Annotated in this window: 19 protein-coding genes; 4 read left to right on the forward strand and 15 right to left on the reverse strand. The window is 60.9% G+C overall.

Features of this window, described 5'->3' with window-relative positions; all coding sequences use genetic code 11:
• The first annotated feature begins 2 nt into the window (after positions 1-2).
• On the forward strand, positions 3-950 hold the full coding sequence (locus tag KQ933_RS29470) for a substrate-binding domain-containing protein (RefSeq protein WP_216759514.1): 948 nt from the start codon (positions 3-5) through the stop codon (positions 948-950).
• A 62-nt stretch (positions 951-1,012) separates the two neighbouring features.
• A complete protein-coding gene (locus tag KQ933_RS29475) occupies positions 1,013-1,627 on the forward strand; it encodes a DJ-1/PfpI family protein (protein WP_216759515.1) in 615 nt (204 codons plus the stop codon).
• Positions 1,628-1,874: 247 nt separating this feature from the next.
• Here the strand turns inward: KQ933_RS29475 and KQ933_RS29480 are convergent, their stop codons facing one another.
• Positions 1,875-3,659, reverse strand: a complete 1,785-nt coding sequence (locus KQ933_RS29480; RefSeq protein WP_216759516.1) for an APC family permease — start codon at positions 3,657-3,659, stop codon at positions 1,875-1,877.
• 246 nt (positions 3,660-3,905) lie between these two features.
• Here KQ933_RS29480 and KQ933_RS29485 point away from each other — a divergent pair, with 246 nt between their 5' ends.
• Positions 3,906-6,275, forward strand: coding sequence for a DUF1989 domain-containing protein (locus KQ933_RS29485; RefSeq protein WP_216759517.1), 2,370 nt, complete (start codon positions 3,906-3,908; stop codon positions 6,273-6,275).
• A 5-nt stretch (positions 6,276-6,280) separates the two neighbouring features.
• Here the strand turns inward: KQ933_RS29485 and KQ933_RS33785 are convergent, their stop codons facing one another.
• The 14 genes from KQ933_RS33785 to KQ933_RS29555 form a co-directional block, all read right to left on the reverse strand.
• The gene (locus KQ933_RS33785) at positions 6,281-6,880 is read right to left on the reverse strand and encodes a PAS domain-containing protein (RefSeq protein ID WP_216759518.1); all 600 of its coding nucleotides are present in this window, start codon (positions 6,878-6,880) and stop codon (positions 6,281-6,283) included.
• Between the two features lie 114 nt (positions 6,881-6,994).
• Positions 6,995-8,332 carry an NAD(P)-binding domain-containing protein gene (locus tag KQ933_RS29495; RefSeq protein ID WP_216759519.1) on the reverse strand — a complete coding sequence of 446 codons (1,338 nt, stop codon included), beginning with the start codon at positions 8,330-8,332 and terminating at the stop codon, positions 6,995-6,997.
• A gap of 64 nt (positions 8,333-8,396) precedes the next feature.
• Entirely contained in the window at positions 8,397-9,437 is a 1,041-nt protein-coding gene (locus KQ933_RS29500) for a DUF3445 domain-containing protein (RefSeq protein ID WP_216759520.1), read from the reverse strand.
• 28 nt (positions 9,438-9,465) lie between these two features.
• Positions 9,466-10,431 (reverse strand): PDR/VanB family oxidoreductase, encoded by a 966-nt coding sequence (locus tag KQ933_RS29505; RefSeq protein WP_216759521.1) that lies wholly within the window; start codon positions 10,429-10,431, stop codon positions 9,466-9,468.
• A complete protein-coding gene (locus KQ933_RS29510) occupies positions 10,428-11,033 on the reverse strand; it encodes a dimethylamine monooxygenase subunit DmmA family protein (protein ID WP_216759522.1) in 606 nt (201 codons plus the stop codon). The genes KQ933_RS29505 and KQ933_RS29510 overlap by 4 nt, the downstream gene beginning before the upstream one ends.
• A gap of 12 nt (positions 11,034-11,045) precedes the next feature.
• Complete coding sequence (locus tag KQ933_RS29515) at positions 11,046-12,179, reverse strand: aminomethyltransferase family protein (RefSeq protein WP_216759523.1); 1,134 nt, start codon at positions 12,177-12,179, stop codon at positions 11,046-11,048.
• Between the two features lie 114 nt (positions 12,180-12,293).
• Positions 12,294-13,193, reverse strand: a complete 900-nt coding sequence (gene folD / locus KQ933_RS29520; protein ID WP_216759524.1) for a bifunctional methylenetetrahydrofolate dehydrogenase/methenyltetrahydrofolate cyclohydrolase FolD — start codon at positions 13,191-13,193, stop codon at positions 12,294-12,296.
• Between the two features lie 3 nt (positions 13,194-13,196).
• A complete protein-coding gene (purU, locus tag KQ933_RS29525; protein ID WP_216759525.1) occupies positions 13,197-14,081 on the reverse strand; it encodes a formyltetrahydrofolate deformylase in 885 nt (294 codons plus the stop codon).
• A gap of 102 nt (positions 14,082-14,183) precedes the next feature.
• On the reverse strand, positions 14,184-15,491 hold the full coding sequence (glnT, locus tag KQ933_RS29530; protein ID WP_216759526.1) for a type III glutamate--ammonia ligase: 1,308 nt from the start codon (positions 15,489-15,491) through the stop codon (positions 14,184-14,186).
• Positions 15,492-15,572: 81 nt separating this feature from the next.
• Positions 15,573-16,901 carry an FMN-binding glutamate synthase family protein gene (locus KQ933_RS29535; protein ID WP_216759527.1) on the reverse strand — a complete coding sequence of 443 codons (1,329 nt, stop codon included), beginning with the start codon at positions 16,899-16,901 and terminating at the stop codon, positions 15,573-15,575.
• Between the two features lie 17 nt (positions 16,902-16,918).
• Entirely contained in the window at positions 16,919-17,605 is a 687-nt protein-coding gene (locus KQ933_RS29540) for a GXGXG domain-containing protein (protein ID WP_216759528.1), read from the reverse strand.
• A gap of 55 nt (positions 17,606-17,660) precedes the next feature.
• Positions 17,661-18,557, reverse strand: coding sequence for a glutamine amidotransferase family protein (locus KQ933_RS29545; RefSeq protein ID WP_216759529.1), 897 nt, complete (start codon positions 18,555-18,557; stop codon positions 17,661-17,663).
• A gap of 90 nt (positions 18,558-18,647) precedes the next feature.
• Positions 18,648-19,331, reverse strand: coding sequence for a helix-turn-helix domain-containing protein (locus KQ933_RS29550; protein ID WP_216759530.1), 684 nt, complete (start codon positions 19,329-19,331; stop codon positions 18,648-18,650).
• 73 nt (positions 19,332-19,404) lie between these two features.
• On the reverse strand, positions 19,405-20,364 hold the full coding sequence (locus tag KQ933_RS29555; RefSeq protein WP_216759531.1) for a GlxA family transcriptional regulator: 960 nt from the start codon (positions 20,362-20,364) through the stop codon (positions 19,405-19,407).
• Positions 20,365-20,452: 88 nt separating this feature from the next.
• Between KQ933_RS29555 and KQ933_RS29560 the strand changes: the two genes are divergently transcribed.
• Positions 20,453-21,703: a sarcosine oxidase subunit beta family protein gene (locus KQ933_RS29560; protein WP_216759532.1), complete on the forward strand. Its 1,251-nt coding sequence runs from the start codon at positions 20,453-20,455 to the stop codon at positions 21,701-21,703.
• Positions 21,704-21,711: the final 8 nt, after the last annotated feature.

A 21,711-nucleotide genomic window follows, 5' to 3' on the forward strand; every position in this document is an offset into this window, starting at 1 on the left:
GAATGTCTAGAAAATGGATTGCGGCCCTGGCCGTCAGTACGGTGTTGCTCGCCGGCCAAGCCCTTTCGGCAGATAAGAAGGTTGTCGCCGTGTCGATCCCGGCAGCCGATCATGGCTGGACGGCGGGCATCGTCTATCACGCACAGGCTGCCGCCAAGGAAGTCAATGCCGCCTTTCCGAATGTCGAGGTCGTCGTGAAGACTTCGCCCTCGGCGACGGCGCAGGTGAGCGCGCTTGAAGATCTTTCCGCAGGACGCAAGCTCGATGCGCTGGTCATCCTGCCCTATACGTCGGAGGAATTGACGACGCCGGTCAAGGCGGTCAAGGATGCCGGCACCTTCATCACCGTCGTGGATCGCGGCCTCAACGACCAATCCATCCAAGACCTCTACCTTGCCGGCGACAACATCGCAGTTGGCCGCAATACGGCGAAATTCATGATCGACAAGCTCGGCGGCAAAGGCAACCTCGTCATCTTGCGCGGCATTCCGACCGTCATCGACGATGAGCGCATCCAGGGCTTTCAGGATGCAATCAAGGGAACCGATCTCAAGGTTCTGGACATCCAGTATGCGAACTGGAACAGTGATGACGCCTTCAAGCTGATGCAAGACTATCTTGCCAAATACCCGCAGATCGACGCTGTCTGGGCAAATGACGACGACATGCTTCTTGGCGTGCTCGAGGCCGTCAAGGAATCGGGTCGCAAGGACATCAAGCTTGCCCTCGGCGGCAATGGCATGAAGGACATCGTCAAGAAGGTCATCGACGGCGATCCGATGACGCCGGTCGAGACACCTTATCCGCCCGCCATGATCAAGACCGCCATCTACATGACCGTTGCCAATATTGTCGGCCAGGCGCCGGTGCGAGGCACTGTCAAGCTGGATGCGCCGCTGATCACGCAGGAGAATGCGAAGGAATACTATTTCCCCGACTCTCCGTTCTGATGAGACCGAAACCGGGGGCGGCCGCAGCCGCCGCCCCATTGCATGAAGAAGAGGAGCAAATCATGCCTGGTAAGAAGATACTGATGCTGACCGGTGAGTTTACCGAGGAATACGAAATCTATGTCTATCAGCAGGCGATGGAGGCAGTCGGCCATACCATCCACGTGATCTGCCCCGACAAGAAGGCTGGCGATCTGATCAAGACCTCGCTCCACGATTTCGAAGGCGATCAAACGTATACGGAGAAGCTCGGGCACTTCTTCACGATCAACAAGACCTTCTCGGAGGCCGAGGCGCAGCTCGATCAATATCATGCAGTCTACTGCGCAGGCGGTCGCGGCCCTGAATATATCCGCACCGATAAACGCGTTCAGGCAATCGTGCGGCATTTTCACGAGAAGCAGAAGCCGATCTTTACGATTTGCCACGGCGTCCAGATTCTGATTGCCGTTGACGGTGTGGTTCGCGGCAAAAAAGTGGGTGCTCTGGGGGCTTTCGAGCCGGAAGTTACGCTTGCAGGGGGCACGTATATCGATCTGTCGCCGACAGAAGCCTATGTCGATGGCACCATGGTATCTGCGAAGGGATGGACCGCACTTGCAGCATTCATCCGCGAATGCCTGAAGGTGCTGGGCACGGAAATCCGTCACAGCGATGATATCGCCAACGCTGCCTGAGCTCTCACTCCTGCTACGGCTTACGATCAGGCAACGCTTGCAAAACGCGGGGGTTGCCTTTCCAGGAACGACTATCCTGCAGCGGAGGCTGATAGCAGATAGATGCTCTGCATCATCTGCCGGCAGCAAAGTCATGGCGGCGGCGCAAGCGCAAGGCGTCAGTCCTTTCAAACTGACGCCCATCTGCGCGCATCTGGTTTGCCCGAGTACCCAACACATCCATCGAAATGCCCGGGCTGGCAGTTCTTTAAGCCGGCAATTGGAAGATCCAGTTGGCAATCAGCACGATGGCGAGACCTGCGGCCAGTGCGAGGTACGGCAGCATGCCAGCCTTCTTGACGCCGAGGTCCTGGCCGACGAGCCCCAGGTCTTCCATGGCGCCGGGCGGGAACTTGCCGCCGTCGCGCACATAGTGGCGATAGGCGAAAACCGGCAGGATAAGCGCGGCGAAGATGAAGCCGACCCAGAGCGCATTGGCATAGCCCCAGACCTTGGCGCCGGCGCCGAGGAAGAGAGCGTTGACGAAGGCAAGCACGGTATTGACGCCGATCAGCCAGGTGGGGGCCTTCCAGGGGCGCTCGACATGACCGGAATCCATGCGATGGATCCAGCCTGAATTCAGGTTCAGGAAGTTGAAGATGATGTAGCCGACATTGGAGACGGCAAGCACGAAGAAGTAGCCGCCGGCATCGGACGCGATCGCTAAAAGGAAAAGATTGAAGGCAAAGTCTGTCCACATCGCCCGGGTCGGGGCGCCGTTTTCATTGACATGGTCGAGATATTTCGGCAGCCAGCCATCCTTCGAGCCCTGGTAGAGCGTGCGCGAGGAGCCTGCCATGGCCGTCATGATGGCGAGGAAAAGCGCCATGATCATCAGCACGACGAGAAGCTGGGTGACAATGCGGCCGGCGCCGATCAGTCCGCCGAGTGCTTCGGCGACGCCCGTGCCGTCGACGATACCGGGCGCCAGCATGCCCGCATGACCGAGCACACCCTGGAAGGTGAAAGGTACGAGGAAGAAGAACAGGCAGCAGGCAAGGCCGGAATAGAAGATCGCCTTGAATGTGTCCGTCTTCGGGTTCTTCAGTTCGCGCGTATAGCAGACGGCGGTCTCGAAACCGTAGGTCGACCAGGCGGCGATATAGAGACCGCCGAGGAAGAGCGTCCAGCCGCCATTGCTCCAAGTACCATCGGAGCCGGCATAGGCGGCCGTCGGCGGAACCAGCCCGGTGACGTTGGCGCTGACGATCTGGCCGCTGATGATCGGATAGAGACCAATGATAAGCAGCGGCACCAGCACGATGATCGCCAGCCATTTCTGGACGCTCGCCGTTTCGGAGATGCCGCGATGCTGGATCGCAAAAATGATCAGCATCAGGATGCCGCCGATGAAGAAGGTGGCGTTGATATTGGCGGTGGCGAGGAAAGGAATGCTGAAAGTGACGAGTGACCAGCTGCGGATTGCCGGCGTCAGCGCGGCGACACCGTCAGCACTCAGCAGCGCCTTGACTGCATCCTCGGGCGAAGTGCCGGCATGGGCAGCAATATATTCGGCGACGCGGGGGCTATCGGCCGTAATCGAAGCGGCATGCGCGCTGATCCAGGCGAGGACCGCCTGCGAATCCGCAGCCGGGATCGGGAAGAAGGCATTGAGAATATATCCGGCCGCAATGGCGCAGCCGAGCGAAAGCACCGGCGACCAGGCAAACCAGTTGCACCAGACGGACAGCGGCGCGATGAATTTCGAGTAACGCAGCCAGGCCGTGGCACCATAGACCGAGGCGCCGCCCGACTTGTTGCCGAACATGCCGGCGATTTCGGCATAGGTGAAAGATTGCAGGAAGCCCATGATCATCGAGATGATCCAGACGACAAAGGCAAGCTTGCCGGTCGTACCTGCAATACCGCCAAGGGAGAAGAGAACTAGCGGCGGCACGCCGGCTGCCACCCAGAACGCGCCCTTCCAGTCAAGCGCGCGTATAAGTTTACCTTCGGTGCCGGCGGCAACGCCGGCGTCCACGATATCCGTCATCGATGAAATTCCCCATTCTATTTGTTCGGGACGTAGCTTTGCGTACGTCTCCCTGAACGTGCCTCCCGTGGCATGCATGGGCTGCCCGGCATTTTCTCGATCCGCGTTCCCGAGCGGATTTCCGAGTCTCGACCCTTTATGCATAGTGAAGATATTTTCTTTTTAGTCAACATCCCTTTACTTTCGGGTGGCATTTTGTCAGCATGATTTGCGTGCCGGAGGGCACATCAATCCCATGAGGACCACATGCGAGATCTCCATCCCGGGATGTCAGGGGTGCGACCGGTGTCAGCAAGCATCATCCGCTATCCCGGTATCTCCACGCTGCCCGAGGGTGTCGAGCGTTACCGCTGCAAGGGCGGCGGATCCCTTGTTGTTCGTGTCGAGGCCGGCGACCACGTTACCCTGATCGACAGCGAGGGAGGACAGGCTTGCGAGCTTTCCTTCCTCGACGAAAACGGCCGGTGTCAATCGGCCGGCCTCGGTGCAGCCTTCACCGGCTCGGCCGACGGGCTGAAGGCCATTCTCTCTTCGGGCGATGAGGGCGCCGCCCGGACGCGGACGGCGCTTCAGCGACGCGGAGCTGATCTCGCCACGGCAGGTGCAATCCGCATTTTCAGCGAAGCTTCCACTCCCGGCAGCAAGGCTGAATTTGTGATCACGATGAAGGGGCTGCTGATTGCCGCCGCACCCGCAGCAGCGATGTCGCCTGACGCGCAGGACACGGCAACACCGATCGAGATCCGTATCCGGCGCAGCAGCCTGATCCGCGACTACGCCGCGGCCCTCCCCGAGCCGATGGCCGATCCGATCGAAGATATCCGGATCAGGGCGGCGACCGCCTCGGCCTATTTCGTCCGTGCCGGAGAGTTCATCCAGATCATCGACGTCTACGGCCGGCAGTGCACCGATTTCCAGGCCTTTGCCGCCCGCAAGGTCGACAAGGGCCTCGATCTCGCGCTGGATTCCACCGTCACCCGCACCCTGCTTGGCCGCAGCTATCCCGCCCCCGGCCTGCCGTCCAAAGCGTTCGACCGCGACTTCGAGCCGCTGGTGGAGATCGTCCAGGACACGGTTGGCCGCCATGACGCATTCGCGACCGCCTGCAACTCGCGCTACTACGACGACATGGGTTATCCCGGCCATGTCAATTGCACCGACAATTTCAATGCGGCGCTCGCGCCTTACGGCATACCCGGCCGCAAGGGCTGGGAGGCGCTCAACTATTTCTACAATACGAATATCGACCACAACAACCAGCTCTACCTCGACGAGCCATGGTCTCGGCCGGGCGATTATGTCCTGATGCGGGCGTTGACCGATCTCGTCTGCGTCTCCTCCTCCTGCCCCGACGATATCGATGCGGCCAATGGCTGGGACCCGACCGACATCCATGTCCGCACCTTCTCCGGAAAAGAAAAATTCTCAAGAGCGGTAGCCTATCGCATGACCCCTGACGCCGATGCAGAACTGACGCGGGAAACCGCCTTCCACCCTCGCCTTGCGGCACTGACGCGGGATTACACCGAATATCGCGGCTACTGGCTGCCGAACCGATTTTCCTCTGAAGGTCCAGTCGAAGAATATTGGGCCTGCCGTGAAAGAGCTGCTGTCATCGACCTGTCGCCGTTGCGCAAGTTCGAGGTCACAGGCCCGGATGCCGAGGAATTGCTGCAATACTGCCTGACGCGCGACGTGCGCAAGCTGTCGACCGGACAGGTCGTCTATTCCGCCATGTGCTACGAGCACGGCGGCATGATCGACGACGGCACGCTCTTTCGCCTCGGCGACAAGAACTTCCGCTGGATCGGCGGCGACGACTATAGCGGCATATGGCTGCGCGAACAGGCCGAGAAGAAGGGCTTCAAGGCCTGGGTCCGCTCCTCGACAGACCAGATGCACAATATCGCGCTGCAGGGACCAAAGAGCCGCGACATTCTCAAGGAAATCATCTGGACGGCGCCACGCCAGCCCGATATCGGCGAGCTTGAATGGTTCCGCTTCACCGTCGGGCGCATCGGCGGCTTCGAAGGTGCCCCGGTCGTCGTCTCGCGCACCGGCTATACCGGCGAACTCGGCTACGAGATCTTCTGTCATCCGAAGGATGCGTTGAGCGTCTTCGATGCCGTCTGGAAGGCCGGCGAGCCTTATGGGCTGAAGCCGATGGGGCTTGAAGCGCTCGACATGGTCCGCATCGAGGCGGGCCTCGTCTTCGCCCATCACGAATTCGACGATCAGACCGATCCGTTCGAGGCCGGCATCGGCTTCACCGTGCCACTGAAATCCAAGCAGGACGATTTCATCGGCCGCGAGGCGCTCCTGCGGCGCAAGGAGCATCCGCGCCAACTGATGGTCGGCCTGGACGTGCGGGCGAACGAAGCTGTCGGCCACGGCGACTGCATCCATCTTGGCCGCGCCCAGATCGGCGTCGTTACCAGCGCGACGCGCTCTCCGATCCTCGGCAAGACGATCGCACTCGCCCGCGTCGATGTGATCCATGCAGCCGTCGGCACCGAGGTCGAGATCGGCAAGCTCGACGGCCAGCAGAAGCGCCTGCCGGGGGTCGTAGTGCCGTTGTCGCACTACGACCCGCAGAAGACCCGGCCGCGTTCGTAAAACCTTTACTGCGCCCTGCGCTGGGCGCTGGTGATCGCCCTTGCGGCCTCTTCGGAGGAATTGGCAAGCTGGCGCATCTCGGCGGCAAGCACGGCGAAGCCGGATCCCGCCGTCCCCGCCCTTGCCGCCTCGATGCCGGCATTGACGGCAAGCAGCTTCAGGTAGCGCAGCGAGTGCAGGATCTCGTTGGTCTTCGAGGCGGTGATGCGCATACCGGCAGTCTGCTCGTCGATGCGCTGGTAGAGCGACTCGATGTTGATGATACTGCCCTCGAGATAGAGCAGCTCGCCATTTTCGTCCCAGACGCCTCCGCCCGTCTCCGTCACCCAGACATAATGTCCGTCACGGTGGCGGATCCGATATTCGATCGTCCAGTCGGTGCGGCTTTCGAGCGCCATGCCAACAACCTTGTCCATCAGCGGCACGTCCTCCTCGCACATGATCGAGGTGAACGTGCGTGTCGTGTTGCCGATGATTTCTTCGGCTGGATAGCCGAAGATGCGTTCGATGCCATCGGTCATCTCCAGCATCGTGTAGTTTTCGTCCGCGCGGCAGCGATAGAGAAAACCACTCATGCGGCCGAGAACACTGCTCTGAAAATCCATGAAGACCACGCCTTGAGACAATGAGTTGCAGATCGGGTTGCTTCGTCTCATTTCAAACACGCCGGAAAGGGCCGCGACGGACGACCCTTCTCGGTTACGCGGGAGCTGGAAAGATCAGTTGCGCAGATATTCCTCCATGGAATCGTCGAGCGCCTCGACCCAGGGCGTGTGGTGCGTCGGCGACATGTTGCCGGTCATCAGCGAACGATAGGCGTGATCGCGGAAGCCCATGATGTTTTCCGCCTTGTGGTGCTCCCACTCCATGAAGGTCCTGTTGGTTCCTTCGATGTCGAAGCTCGGATAATCGGTCTCGGCGAGCAGTTCCTTCACATAGTCGCCCTGGTACCAGATCATCTGCTCGGCATCTTCGAGCATCTCCTCGCGGGTCCGCCACATGTCGAAATTCGCCTTCAGTTCCTCTTCCGGCGGCAATTTGATGCGGCCCATCATGACGTCGCGCGCCCACCAGGCCTGCACGTCGAACATGTTGAAGGTGTAGAACTGATCCTGCATGCCGATATAGAAAAGCTGTGGATTCCCGTCGAAGACCACGCCTTTGTAGAGGTGGTCGGCCCAGAGGCGGTTGGCAGTCTTGAGCCTCAGCTCGTCGGGCAGGAAGGGAAAGTGATGCTGGTATCCGGTGCACAGGATCAGCGCATCTACTTCCTTCGTCGAACCGTCGAGGAAATGAGCGGTGCGGTTTTCGAGCCTGGTGAGCAGCGGACGCTCTTCGAAATTGTCCGGCCAGTTGAACCCCATCGGCTTTGACCGATAGCTCGTGGTGACCGACTTGGCACCGTATTTCCAGCATTGCGAGCCGATATCTTCGGCCGAGTAACTGCGGCCGACGATGAGGATATCCTTGCCCTTGAATTCCAGCGCATCGCGGAAGTCGTGAGCATGCAGGACGCGGCCGTTGAAGGTCTTCACGCCCTCGAAATAAGGCACGTTCGGTGTCGAGAAGTGGCCGCTCGCCACCACGACATAGTCGAACTCCTCGTCGTACATATGGTCTTCGAGGCGGTTGTGTGCGGTGACCGTGAATTTCTTCGTGCCCTCATCGAAACGCACCATGCGAACGGGCGTATTGAAGCGCACCCAATGGCGGACATTCGCCTTCTCGACGCGGCCCTTGATATAATCCCAAAGCACGGCGCGCGGCGGATAGGAGGCGATCGGCTTGCCGAAATGCTCCTCGAAGGAATAGTCGGCAAATTCCAGGCATTCCTTCGGTCCGTTCGACCAGAGGTAACGATACATGCTGCCGTGAACCGGCTCGCCATATTCGTCGAGCCCGGTTCGCCAAGTATAGTTCCAGAGCCCGCCCCAGTCGGACTGCTTTTCGAAGCAGACGATCTCCGGGATCTCCGCACCCTTCTGCGCGGCCGACTGGAAGGCCCGCAACTGGGCAAGCCCGGAAGGACCGGCGCCGATGACGGCAACTCTTGTCATGAAGCATTCCCCTTTCGATGTATCGACGTTTTATCTCATGCAGTCGTTCGTCACCGTTGCGACATCAGTCCGGAAAGATGCCGGGGCTCGTCGGCGCGCCGTCGTCATATCCGGAAAGCCAGTCGATGGTCGTCTGGCGGTAGCGGGTCAGTCCCTTGTAGTCGATGAGCTCTGCTGGCAGGGTTTTCAGCACGCGCGGAAAGCGGCGCGCCCATTTCGGCACCGTCACCAGCTCCTCCATATTCATCAGGTAGCAACGGATGACGAAGAGGATCGCGTTCGAGCGCGGCAGGCGCCAGAGGCTCTGCAGCTCAACGCGCAGATGCACCTTCTCGCCGACATTCTCCGATGTCACCGTCGTACGGTCCGGTCCCCATTTGTGATAATTCTCCGGACTGGTATCCAGTCTCGGATTGATGGTCATCGTCCAGTTGAAACGGCGCGTCGGCTTGCCCTGCTGCAGGTTCAGGAGGAATTTCAGCGCCCTGTCGAAGACGCCGATCTGGTGGGCGAGCGGCACCGGACCGTGCCATTCCATGAAATTCATGCCGATATCGAAATCGAGCGACCAGTCGGCCTGGGTCGTCACCATGCCGGCATCCATCCAGAGATTGCCGTCACGCTGGTCGACGATGCAGAAATCTCCCTGAGCCTGGCGAGTGATGTATTCGAGCGGCTCATATGGCAGCGTCGAACGGTCGCCGAAGGTGAATGTGTCGTCGATGCCGAGCGGCCGGTTGATCCAGCGCCACTGGTCGCCGTTCCTGATCAGCGTGAAATGCTCGGGATAGCCGGCAGCCTGTTCCTCCATCAGGAGCTCCAGCGTATCCCATTGCGCCGTCATCATATGCGGCAGCGCCTGGTAGCGCAGCGGGTCCTCTTTCAGCACCAGCGCCCTGTCCTGCATCTCGGCGACGTAATGCTCGTCGACATCGATGAGGCTTTCAAACACGGTGCCCTCGCGGCCCTTCACATGCGGCTCCATATTGACCGAATACATGTATTCGTCGCGATCGAATGGAAACGGAAAGCGCCGGATGTTTTCCGGGCTGTTGCGATAGGTGAAGTCGTCGCGGAAGGTTTCCTGTTTGAAGACGATGGCCATGTCCGTTCTCCTTGTTCCGCTTTCAGCTCTAGAGGTCGAGGCTGAGCCTGTTTCCCTCAAAGCGGGAGACACAGATCATCACCTTGCGGCCGGAGGCCTTTTCTTCATCGCTCAGATAGACGTCGTGATGCAGGAGCCTGCCCTCGCAGGCCGCGACTGCCGTTTCGCATTGTCCGCAGGCGCCTCCCCGACAGAGGAAGGGAGCGTCAACGCCTGCCGCCTCGATCGCCTCCAGGATGCTCTCGTGGTGACCGACATGAACCGTCTTTTCCGACCGCAGCAGCTCTATGTCGAAGGGCTTGCCGGGCTGGGAGGATAGAAACCGGTCCGAATGCAGGTTTTGCTCCGGCCAGCCGGCCTCGAGACCGGCCCTCAGCACGCCATCAATCATGCCGGAGGGGCCGCAGACATAAAGGTGCGTGCCGAGCGGCTGGCTGTCGAGCAGGCGGGCGAGAGGAATGAAGTTGCTCTCCGCATCGCAATAGATCTTCACCCGATGCGAACCGTAGCGGTCGACCAGTTCCCGGCAATAAGCGCCGCGGTCGTGGGAGCGCACCGCATAATGCAGCTCGAAATTGGCACCCTCGCGCGAAAACTGTTCCATCATCGCGATGAAGGGCGTGATACCGATTCCGCCGGCGATCAGAAGGTGCTTGCGGGCACGCCAGTCCGGCTGGAAGAGGTTGACGGGATAGGAGACCTTCATCTCGTCGCCCTCGCGCACCCTCTCGTGCATGAAGGCCGAACCGCCGCGAGAATTCTCGACGTGCAACACGCTGATCTCATAGGCAGAGCAATCCTGCGGCGGCGACATCAGCGAATAGGCGTTGCGCCGCATATGGCCTTCGTCATTCATCGAGACGATCACATGCGCGCCGCCCGAAAAATAGGGCATCGGCCGGCCATCCAGGCGTTCGAAGCGGAAGCGCTTGATGCGCTCGGCCACCTGCGTCACCTCCGTCACGCGGACGGGAATTTCTGTACCACCGCTCACAGGAACAATTCCTCCGGATCTGGGGCGCTGCCGGGCTCCTCGGCGTCGATATTGACGCCCTGGAAGGCACCGAGCCGGCGGGAATAATGGTCACGCACGAGGAGCGGCAGGCCACAATGGCTGCAGGTGAAGGGACTGTGCGTGACGTTGTCGGTAATGCCCTTGCAATGGACGCATTGCACCCGCCGCGCGAGCGACCCTCGATGCTCCGTAATGATCGAGGCGTGGTCCATGCCGTGGTCGAGGGCGACCATCATCGCCTGGCCAATGAAACCTTCGGTGCCTGCAAGATAGAGCCGCGTACCCATGCGGGCGGTCGTCAGCGATCCCTTCAGTCGGAAGAGCAGCGTGGGGATCGTCGGGGCGACAAAGAACATGTCGGCGTCGAGGCGGCGAAGTGCCTCGTCATGGCCCTTTCCCTGCGAAGCGCGGGCGACATAGAGGATCTCGCTGCGGGAAAGGATGCCTGTATCGAGCCCCGCCGTCTGGTCGAGAAGGGCATTCGCACCCTCCCCCTCCAGCACGAAAATGTGATGCCGGGCCTGCGGCTGGATCGTCAGACCCTTGTAGACCGGCCGGCTCTTGATGCCTTCGACAAGCATGCCTGCGCCTCCTTAACCGACTGCCGTCCTCTTCTTCTTTTCCGGATCGTCGAAGGGCAGCGTATGAGCGATCGCGCTGGTCTTCAGGGTCTTGCCGCGCACCTCGAGCTTCGTGCCCTGGATGGCCTTGTCGACGTCGAGGCGGGCGATCGCCATCGACTTCTTCGTCAGCGCGGAATAGCTCGGGCAGGTGATGACGCCGACCTTCTTTCCGTCGGCATAGACTTCGTCGCCGAGATCGGCCGGACCGTCGGCATCGATCAGCATGCCGAAGATCTTGAAGCGTTCCTTGCCCTTTAGCCGCGCATGTTCCTCGGCGCCGCGGAAGCCGGTCTTGCCGGGGCTGACTGTGAAATCGAGGCCGAGTTCCCACAGGCTGTCGCCAGGCGGCTGGTCGGCAAAGGGATACATTTGCGAGTTGTCGTAGGGATAGAAGAGCAGGTAGCTCTCGACGCGCAACATGTCGAGCACAGAGAAGCAGCAGGGGATGATGCCCATATCGGCGCCTTCGTCGACGATGCGGTCCCAGACCATGACGGCGTCCTGGCCGCGTACGAAGATCTCGTAGCCGCGCTCGCCGGTATAGCCGGTGCGCGAGATCATGACGGGCGCGCCGAACAGCGTCGTCTGCATGTGATGGAAATATTTGAGGTCGCGGATGCCGGGCACATATTTGGCGAGGTAGTCGACCGCGAGCGGCCCCTGCAGCGACAGATCATGCAGGTCGTCATCGAAGAGCACGGCGCAGTTGCGGCCGGCCGCCTGTTTGACGATCTCCTCGTGGCCGGAGCCGGAGCCGTGCACCAGCATCCAGGAATTCGGGCCGGTGCGGTAGACGATGCAATCATCGGTGAAGTGGCCGCGGTCATTCAGCATGGTCGCGTAGACCGAGCGACCGGGATAGATCTTCGTCATGTCGCGGGTGGTGATATAGTCGAGCACGGCGATCGCATGCGGGCCGACCAGATGCACCTTCTTCAGGCCCGAGACATCCATGATGCCGGCCTTGGTGCGGACCGCGATATGTTCCTCCGACATGTCCTTGTCGTAGGTCCAAGCGGTTCCCATGCCGCTCCAGTCCTCGAGCTTCGATCCCAGAGCGCGATGCCGATCCGCCAAGGCGGAGAAACGCCAAGATAATGCCATTTCCGTTCCCTCTTATTTCCTCTACGGAATATTTATTTCCTGACTATATTCGTCTTTCACGCTGTGGCAAGCCGATCCCGATGATTTTTGTCGGCGGTCCCAACGGCATTTTCACTAGAATACCGGCGGCGTCAGTGCTGCCGAACGATGGGCGGCAATCACCGTATTGGCCATCAGCATGGCGATCGTCATCGGGCCGACGCCGCCCGGCACCGGGGTGATGACGGCAGCAACCGGGGCGACCTCGGCAAAGGCGACATCGCCGACGAGGCGGGTCTTGCCCTCGCCGCGTTCGGGGGCCGCGATGCGATTGATGCCGACGTCGATGACGGTCGCGCCGGGCTTGACCCAGCCGGCCTTGACCATTTCCGGCCGGCCGACGGCCGCCACCAGAATATCGGCATTGCGGCAGATCTCGGCCAGGTCCTTCGTGCGCGAATGAGCGATGGTGACCGTCGCATTGGCGTTGAGCAGAAGCTGCGCCATCGGCTTGCCGAACAGGTTGGAGCGACCGATGACGACAGCGTTGAGGCCCGACAGGTCCTCGCCATGGGTGCGGCGCACGAACACCATGGCGCCGGCCGGCGTGCAGGAGACGAGGCCGGTCTTCAGGTCGCCGGTCGCAAGCTTGCCGGCATTGACGACGCTCAGGCCGTCGACATCCTTTTGCGGCAGGATCGACTGGATGATCGGCTCGCTGTCGAGATGTTTGGGCAACGGCAGCTGCACGAGAATGCCGTGGATCGAGGGATCGGCATTGAGCGAAGCGACAAGGGTTGCAAGCTCGCCCTGGCTCGTTTCGACGGGCAGCGTGTGCTGGACGGACTTGAAGCCGCATTCCTTGGCCATGCGGCTCTTGGAGCTGACATAGGTGTGGCTCGCCAGATCATCACCGACGATGATGACGGCAAGCCCCGTCTGGATGCCCTTGGCGGCTTCCAGCGCAGCATTTGCCGATTTCACGGTTTCGATTACGGAAGCGGCAACCTGCTTGCCGTCGATGACCTCGACCATGGCTCAGCCCATGCGCTCGGAAGCGTAGCTGCCCGGACTTGCCGGGAAAACGACGGTGCGATTGCCGTTGATGAAGGTACGGTGATGGATATGGGCGTGGATCGCGCGCGCCAGCACCTGGCTTTCGACATCGCGGCCGATCGAAACGTAGTCGTCCGGGCTCTGTGCATGGGTGATGCGGGCGGTGTCCTGCTCGATGATCGGGCCTTCGTCAAGATCGGCTGTCACATAATGCGCCGTCGCACCGATCAGCTTCACGCCACGCTGATAGGCCTGCTTGTAGGGGTTGGCACCCTTGAAGCTTGGCAGGAAGGAATGGTGGATGTTGATGATGCGGCCCGACATTTTCTGGCACATCTCGTCTGACAGGATCTGCATGTAGCGGGCGAGCACGATCAGTTCCGTGCCGGTCTGCTCGGCCACTTCCATGATATGGGCTTCCGCCTGCACCTTGTTGGCCTTGGTGACGGGAATATGGTGGAAGGGAATGTCGTGGTTGACGACGACCTTCTGGTATTCGAAATGGTTGGAGACGACGCCGACGATGTCGATCGGCAGCGCGCCGATCTTCCAGCGATAGAGCAGGTCGTTGAGACAATGGCCAAAGCGCGACACCATGAGCAGCACCTTCATGCGCTTCTCGCTGTCGTGAAAATCGTAAGTCATGCCGAAACGCGTCGCGATGCTGGTGAAGCCGGCGCGGATATCGGCCTCGGAGATGCCCTCTTCGGACATGAAGGAGACGCGCATGAAGAACTGGCCGGCGTCCAGATCGTCGAATTGCGAGCTGTCGACGATGTTGCAGCCCTGTTCGGCGAGATAACCCGAGATCGCCGCAACGATGCCGCGCGTCGACTTGCAGGATACCGTCAGTACGTAGCTCTTCATGCCATCTCTTCCTTCGTCTTTTGAAGCATAGGCCACCAGCCGGGCCGGTGCGCTAATGCTCCGACCCGTCGGCACGTGATGTCAAAACCTCAACCGGTCGGCTCAGATATCGAGCGTACTGTCGCGTTCCCACTGGGTGAAATGCGAGCAGTAGGCATTCCACTCCTGGTGCTTGAGCTTGAGATAGGCGGCGGAGAACTCGGTTCCGATCGCAGCCTTCAGACCCTCGTCGGCGTCATAGGCACGCAGCGCATCGAGCAGGTTCAGCGGCAGACGCGGCGCATTCTTCACGAGATGGCCCTCCGCATACATGTCGATGTCGTGGTGCGGGCCAGGATCGGCCCTGTCCTCAAGGCCGTCGAGGCCGGCGGCGATGATGATCGCCTGCAGCAGGTAGGGGTTGACCGCACCATCAGGCAGGCGCAGCTCGAAGCGGCCGGGGCCTGGCACGCGCACCATGTGGGTGCGGTTGTTGCCGGTCCAGGTTACCGTGTTCGGCGACCATGTGGCGCCCGAGGTCGTGCGCGGCGCATTGATGCGCTTGTAGGAGTTGACGGTCGGGTTGGTGATCGCGGCAAGTGCCGAGGCGTGCTTCATGATGCCGCCGAGGAAGTGCCTGCCTTCCGCCGACAGGCCGAATTCGGCTGTCCTGTCGGCGAAGACGTTGACCTTGCCATCATTGTCCCAGACCGAGATATGGCAATGGCAGCCATTGCCGGTCAGGCCCTTGAAGGGCTTTGGCATGAAGGTAGCGCGAAGCCCATGCTTCTCGGCGATCGACTTGACCATGAACTTGAAGAAGGAATGCTTGTCGGCCGTCTTCAATGCGTCGTCGAATTCCCAGTTCATCTCGAACTGGCCGTTGGCATCTTCATGGTCGTTCTGGTAGGCGCCCCAGCCGAGCTCCAGCATATAGTCGCAGATCTCGGCAATGACGTCGTAGCGGCGCATGACGGCCTGCTGGTCGTAGCACGGCTTTTCAGCCGTGTCGCGGCCATCGGAAATCTGTTCGCCGTCGGCGGTGATCAGGAAGAATTCGGCCTCGACGCCGGTCTTGACCCGCTTGCCCGCCGCTTCGGCTTTACCGACAAGCTTCTTCAGCACATTGCGCGGCGCCTGCGCCACGAGCGTACCATCCATCATGCAATCGGCAGCTACCCAGGCGACGTCCTTCTTCCAGGGAAGCTGGATGACGGAGGCGGCATCGGGAACGGCAAAGAGGTCGGGATGGGCGGGCGTCATGTCGAGCCAGGTGGCAAACCCGGCAAAACCCGCGCCCTCTTCCTGCATTCCGCCAATCGCCTGCGCCGGCACCAGCTTAGCGCGCTGGCCGGAGAAGAGGTCGGTATAGCTGATCATGAAATATTTGATGCCTTTGTCTTTCGCAAAAGCAGCAAGGTCCAGTGTCATTCTCGTTCCCCTTTGGATTTCTCAGAGACACTTTGGTTATGGATGCGAAGCGGCCGGACTTTTTTGCCCGGCCGGTAGAAATCAGTAACCTCCCTTGCCCGGTATCCAGCTCGTTCCCGCGAGCGGTACCTGCGCCATCGCAGAAGCCTCGATCGTCAATGCGCAGAGGTCTTCCGGTTCCAGATTGTGGACATGATTCTTGCCGCAGGCGCGCGCGATCGTCTGCGCCTCCAGCGCCATGACCTTGAGGTAATTGGCGAGGCGGCGACCGGCGGTAATCGGATCGACGCGCTTCATCAGTTCCGGATCCTGCGTTGTGATGCCGGCCGGATCCTTGCCTTCGTGCCAGTCGTCATAGGCGGCCGCCGTCGTATGCAGCGCCTCATATTCGGCCGCCCAGCGCGGATCATTCTCACCAATGGCGATGAGGGCGGCCGTGCCGATGGAGACGGCATCGGCACCGAGCGCGAGCGCCTTCGCCACGTCAGCGCCATTCCTGATGCCGCCCGAAACGATGAGTTGCACCTTGCGGTGCATGTCGAGGTCCTGCAGCGCCTGCACAGCCGGGCGGATGCAGGCGAGCGTCGGCATGCCAACATGCTCGATGAAGACCTCCTGCGTTGCCGCAGTGCCGCCCTGCATGCCATCGAGCACAACGACATCGGCACCTGCCTTCACGGCAAGGGCCGTGTCGTAATAGGGGCGCGCACCGCCGACCTTCACATAGATCGGTTTTTCCCAGTTGGTGATCTCGCGCAGTTCGAGGATCTTGATCTCGAGGTCGTCGGGACCGGTCCAGTCGGGATGACGGCTTGCCGAACGCTGGTCGATACCCTTCGGCAGGGTGCGCATCTCGGCGACGCGGTCGGAGATCTTCTGACCGAGCAGCATGCCACCGCCACCGGGCTTGGCACCCTGGCCAACCACGATCTCGATCGCGTCGCAGCGGCGCAGATCCCGCGGGTTCATGCCGTAGCGCGACGGCAGGTACTGATAGACGAGCGTCTGAGAATGCCCGCGCTCTTCCTCCGTCATGCCGCCATCGCCTGTTGTCGTCGAGGTACCGGCAATCGTGGCACCACGGCCGAGCGCTTCCTTGGCAGGCCCGGAAAGCGAGCCGAAGCTCATGCCGGCAATCGTGATCGGGATCTTGAGTTCGATCGGCTTCTTGGCATAACGCGAGCCGAGCACGACGTTTGTGCCACATTTCTCGCGGTAGCCTTCGAGCGGATAACGCGAGATCGAGGCGCCGAGGAACAGGAGGTCGTCGAAATGCGGCAGCTTGCGCTTGGCGCCGCCGCCGCGGATATCATAGATGCCGGTTGCTGCGGCGCGGCGGATTTCCGACATCGTGTATTCGTCGAAGGTTGCCGAAAGGCGAGGCTTTGTGGGCGGGTTGTGATAGCTCATGGAAAACCTCGATAAACTCAATAGGCGTCGGCATTGTCGACGTTGAAATTGTAGAGCTTGCGGGAGGAACCGTAGCGGCTGAACTCCTCCGGCCGCACATCGGTGATTCCGGCCTCTTTGAGCAGAGCCGAGAGAAGCTCGATATGTTCTGCCCGCATTTCCTTCTCGATACAGTCGGCACCAAGGCTCTCGACCTTGCCGCGCACGAAGATGCGGGCCTCGTAAAGGGAGTCTCCGAGCGCATCGCCGGCGTCGCCGAGCACGACGAGGTTGCCGGCCTGCGCCATGAAAGCGGACATGTGGCCGATATTGCCACGCACGACGATGTCGATGCCCTTCATCGAGATGCCGCAGCGTGAAGAGGCATTGCCCTCGATGACGAGCAGGCCGCCGCAGCCAGTGGCTCCCGCATATTGGCTGGCGTCACCCTTGATGGTGATGCGGCCGGACATCATGTTTTCGGCAACACCGGGACCCGCCGAGCCGTGCACGGTGATGACGGCCTCCTCGTTCATGCCACCGCAGTAATAGCCGACGCTGCCGTGGATATCGATGCTGACGGGAGCATGCACGCCGGCGGCGACAGCATGGTGGCCGCGCGGATTGATGACATCGAACTGCAGGTCGTTGTCGCCTGACGCCACGTCATGCAGGGCTTGGTTGAGGTCACGAAGCGGGGTCACCGCAAGATCGAATGTGGGCATGAAATCGTCCTGAAATGAGATCGAGCCGATGGGATGAAGGCAGAAGAAGCAGCCCTCAGCGTTCCCAGAAGTAGACGGTCGCGGGCTCCGGCTCCCAGATGCGTGCGGCCTCGATACCGGGCAGACTGACGAGCGCGCGGTATTCCGAGCCGAAGGCGACGTAACGGTCGGTCTCTGCCATGACGGCAGGCTTGCAGGCGATGGCATCGCGCACGACGCCGAAGCCGGACTTGGTGCCGACGACGAAGGTGAAGAAGCCGTCGAGATCGTCGACGGCGCCCTCGAGCGCCTCGCCGAGATTCTTGCCCTTGGCCATTTCGGCGGTCAGGTAGGCGGCGGCGACTTCCGTGTCGTTCTCGGTCTCGAACATCATGCCTTCGCGCTTGAGTTCGCGGCGCAGGTTGTTGTGGTTGGAAAGCGAGCCGTTATGGACGAGGCACTGGTCGGAGCCGGTGGAAAAGGGATGGGCACCGAGCGTGGTGACTGCCGATTCCGTCGCCATACGGGTGTGGCCGATACCATGTGTTCCGGCCATGGCATTGACGGCGAAACGGGAAACGACGTCCTTCGGCAGGCCGGTTTCCTTGTAGATCTCGATCGCGTCGCCGCTGCTCATGATGCGGATGTCGGGGCGCAGATCAGCGATGGCAGCGCGACCCTCTTCGAGCATGTCCTTCGGCAGGGTGACGACGGCATGGGTGCTCTTGATATCGATTGAGACCCCTGCACCGAGTTCCTTCATGAGCTCGGCTTCAAGACCGGAGAAATCCTTCTTCGGTCTGGCGGACTGGATGGTGATCTTGGCGCTATTGCCGCTGCTTGCGCCATAGATCGCAATGCCGGCGCTATCAGGTCCGCGGTCCGTCATCGTCACCAGCATCGATGACAGCATCGCACCGAGCTCCGGCTCCAGGCTTTTATCCTTCAGGAAGAGACCCACAATTCCGCACATGACAGACCCTCCATTTCGCGTCTGCAAACTGACTATCAGGTCTGCTTTGGCTTTTCAACCTGCAGGAATATTTTTTTCTTTTAAGGCAAGTCAGTCATTCTTGCCGCGTTGCGGATAGCTGATGATGGAAAGGTAGCGGCTTGGGAGTTTCACGAGTTCTTCCGGCCCGTGCGGCGCATCGGCGTCGAAGAACAGGCTGTCGCCCGGCTGCATCGGGAAAAGCTGGTCGCCATGGCGATAGACGACCTCACCTTCCAGCATGTAGATCAGCTCCATGCCCTCGTGCTGGAAGGTCGGAAAGACATCCGAATCCGTCGTCAGCGTAATGAGATAGGGTTCGACGACCACGCCGCTGCTGTTGTTGTCGATATGGCCGAGCAGATTATACTGATGGCCGGCGCGCGTGCCGCGCCGCTCAAGCTCGATGCCCTGCCCCGCCTTGACGAAGACGGCGTTGTGCGGTTCCTCGTAGCGGCGGAAGAAGGCCGTCAACGGCACGCCGAGGGCGCGCGACAGCGACTGCAAGGTCGTCAGCGATGGCGAGATATTGCCGTTTTCGATCTTTGACAGCATGCCGAGCGAAATGCCGGTCGCCGCCGCAAGGTCGGTGACGGTTATGCCGAGCTTCTTGCGATAGGCGCGCACCTCATGGCCAATCGCCATTTCGAGATTGTTTTCCTTCGGCTCGCGCACCGCATGCGGATTCTGGGACAGGGCCTGACGCGCCGCTTGGGCATGCTCCTGGCTCGACGCTTCATCCAGTTTGATCTTCATTCACGGTCCTTCGTACACTCGCTCTTTACAATAGCCTATCGCCAGAGTGAAATCTTCTCAACCCTGAAGAAAGTCAGAGCTTGCGGACCGAACTCGGACTAGTGCCGTAAAAGCCGCGAAAGAGGCGCGAAAAATGCGCAGCGCCGGAAAAACCTGTCGCAATGGCGATCTCGGAGATCGACAGCGGGCTCTGCTCAAGGAGCCTTCGGGCATGCTGCAGCCTGATGCGTCTGTATTGCTCGATAAAGGTCGTATCGAGGTGAGTGGCGAACAGCCGGTCGAGATGGCGCGGTGTCACCCCGGCAATACGGGCCATGGCTGCACGATTGAGCGGCATCTCGATGGTTTCCTCCATCTTTTCCAGGACGCTCAGCAGACCCGGATGGTGCACGCCGTAGCGCTCGGCAAGGGAAGCGCGCTGCGGCGCTGTCGGCTGACCGACCTCGGTATGCAGGAACCAGTCGCTGACCCGGCGGGCAAAATCCGGCCCCAAGTGCTCGCCTATCAACGCATGCATCATATCGAGCGGCGCAATGCCGCCGCCGCAGGTAATGCGATTGCCGTCGACGACGAAACGCGCCTGACGCGGCGACAGGTCGGGAAAGGCTTCGAGAAGTGCCGGCGCATGCTCCCAATGGATTGTAAAGTCACGGCCTGCCAGCAGCCCGGCCGCAGCCAGCAGATATGGGCCGCCCGAAATGCCGCCGATGCGCACGCCTTCGCGCGCTAGCTGCCTTATGCAGGAAAGCACAGCCGGATAGTGCCAGTCGCGCGGCGAACCGCCGGCGCAGACGAAAACAGTGCCGAGCCCAAAACCGCGACCGGGAAGCGGTGCGGCCGGAACGGGGACGCCACCGGAAGACAACACCGCCCCACCCTCAGGCGAAAAGCACGAGATGCGGTAGATTTCCCGCCCGGCAAGCAGATTGGCGGCCCGCAGCGGCTCGCTCGCCGAGGCATAGGACATCAGGGCAAATCCCGGCAGAAGGATGAAACCGATGGAATGCAGGTTTTTTGCTTCGATCAACGCCATGTCCCGTTCTTATCGATAAACGTCCCAAACAGGCAAGTCGCCTCTTGCCTTTGTGGCATCATGGCACCAGTTCCCACCGGATCCATCCATGCGCTATTCCGCTCTTTCCATCTTCCTAAACGGGCTTCGCGGCAACAAGGACTGGGCACCTGCCTGGCGCCAGCCTTCGCCGAAGCCACATTATGACGTGATCATCGTGGGTGGCGGCGGCCATGGCCTTTCGACGGCCTATTATCTCGCCAGGACATTCGGCATCACCAATGTCGCCGTGCTGGAGAAGGGCTATCTCGGCTCCGGCAATATCGGCCGCAACACGACGATCATCCGCTCCAATTACCTGCTGCCCGGCAACAACCCTTTCTACGAGCTCTCGATGAAGCTCTGGGAAGGCCTGGAACAGGACTTCAACTTCAACGCCATGGTCTCGCAGCGCGGCGTGCTGAACCTCTTCCATTCCGATGCGCAGCGCGATGCCTACACAAGACGCGGCAATGCTATGCGCCTGCACGGCGTCGATGCAGAACTCCTCGACCGGGCGGCGGTCCGCAAGATGCTGCCCTTCCTCGATTTCGACAATGCCCGTTTCCCCGTCATGGGCGGTCTCCGTCAGCCGCGCGGCGGCACGGTACGCCACGATGCGGTCGCCTGGGGCTATGCCCGCGGCGCCGACAGCCGCGGCGTCGACATCATCACCCAGTGCGAGGTCACCGGCATTCGCTGCGAGAATGGCAGGGTGACAGGCGTCGAGACCACCAGGGGCTTCATCGGTTGCGGCAAGCTGGCGCTTGCTGCCGCCGGCAATTCCACCGTGGTCGCCGATATGGCGGGCCTGCGCCTGCCGATCGAGAGCCATGTGCTGCAGGCCTTCGTCACCGAAGGGCTGAAGCCTTTCATCGATACCGTCGTCACCTTCGGCGCCGGCCATTTCTACGTTTCGCAATCGGACAAGGGTGGCCTCGTCTTCGGCGGCGATATCGACGGCTACAATTCCTATGCCCAGCGCGGCAATCTCGCCACTGTCGAGCACGTCGCCGAAGCCGGCGTCGCGATGATCCCGTCGCTGACGCGGGTCAGATATCTGCGCAGCTGGGGCGGCGTGATGGACATGAGCATGGACGGCTCGCCGATCATCGACCGAACCCATATCGACAATCTCTACCTGAATGCCGGCTGGTGCTATGGCGGCTTCAAGGCGACACCCGCCTCCGGCTATTGCTACGCCCATCTGATCGCCCGCAACGAGCCGCACGAGACGGCGCGCGAGCTGCGCCTCGACCGCTTCCGGCGCGGCTATCAGATCGACGAAAAGGGCGTCGGCGCCCAGCCCAACCTGCATTGAGGATATGA

Origin of the sequence: Rhizobium sp. WYJ-E13, assembly GCF_018987265.1 — a bacterium.
Taxonomy (GTDB): Bacteria; Pseudomonadota; Alphaproteobacteria; order Rhizobiales; family Rhizobiaceae; genus Rhizobium.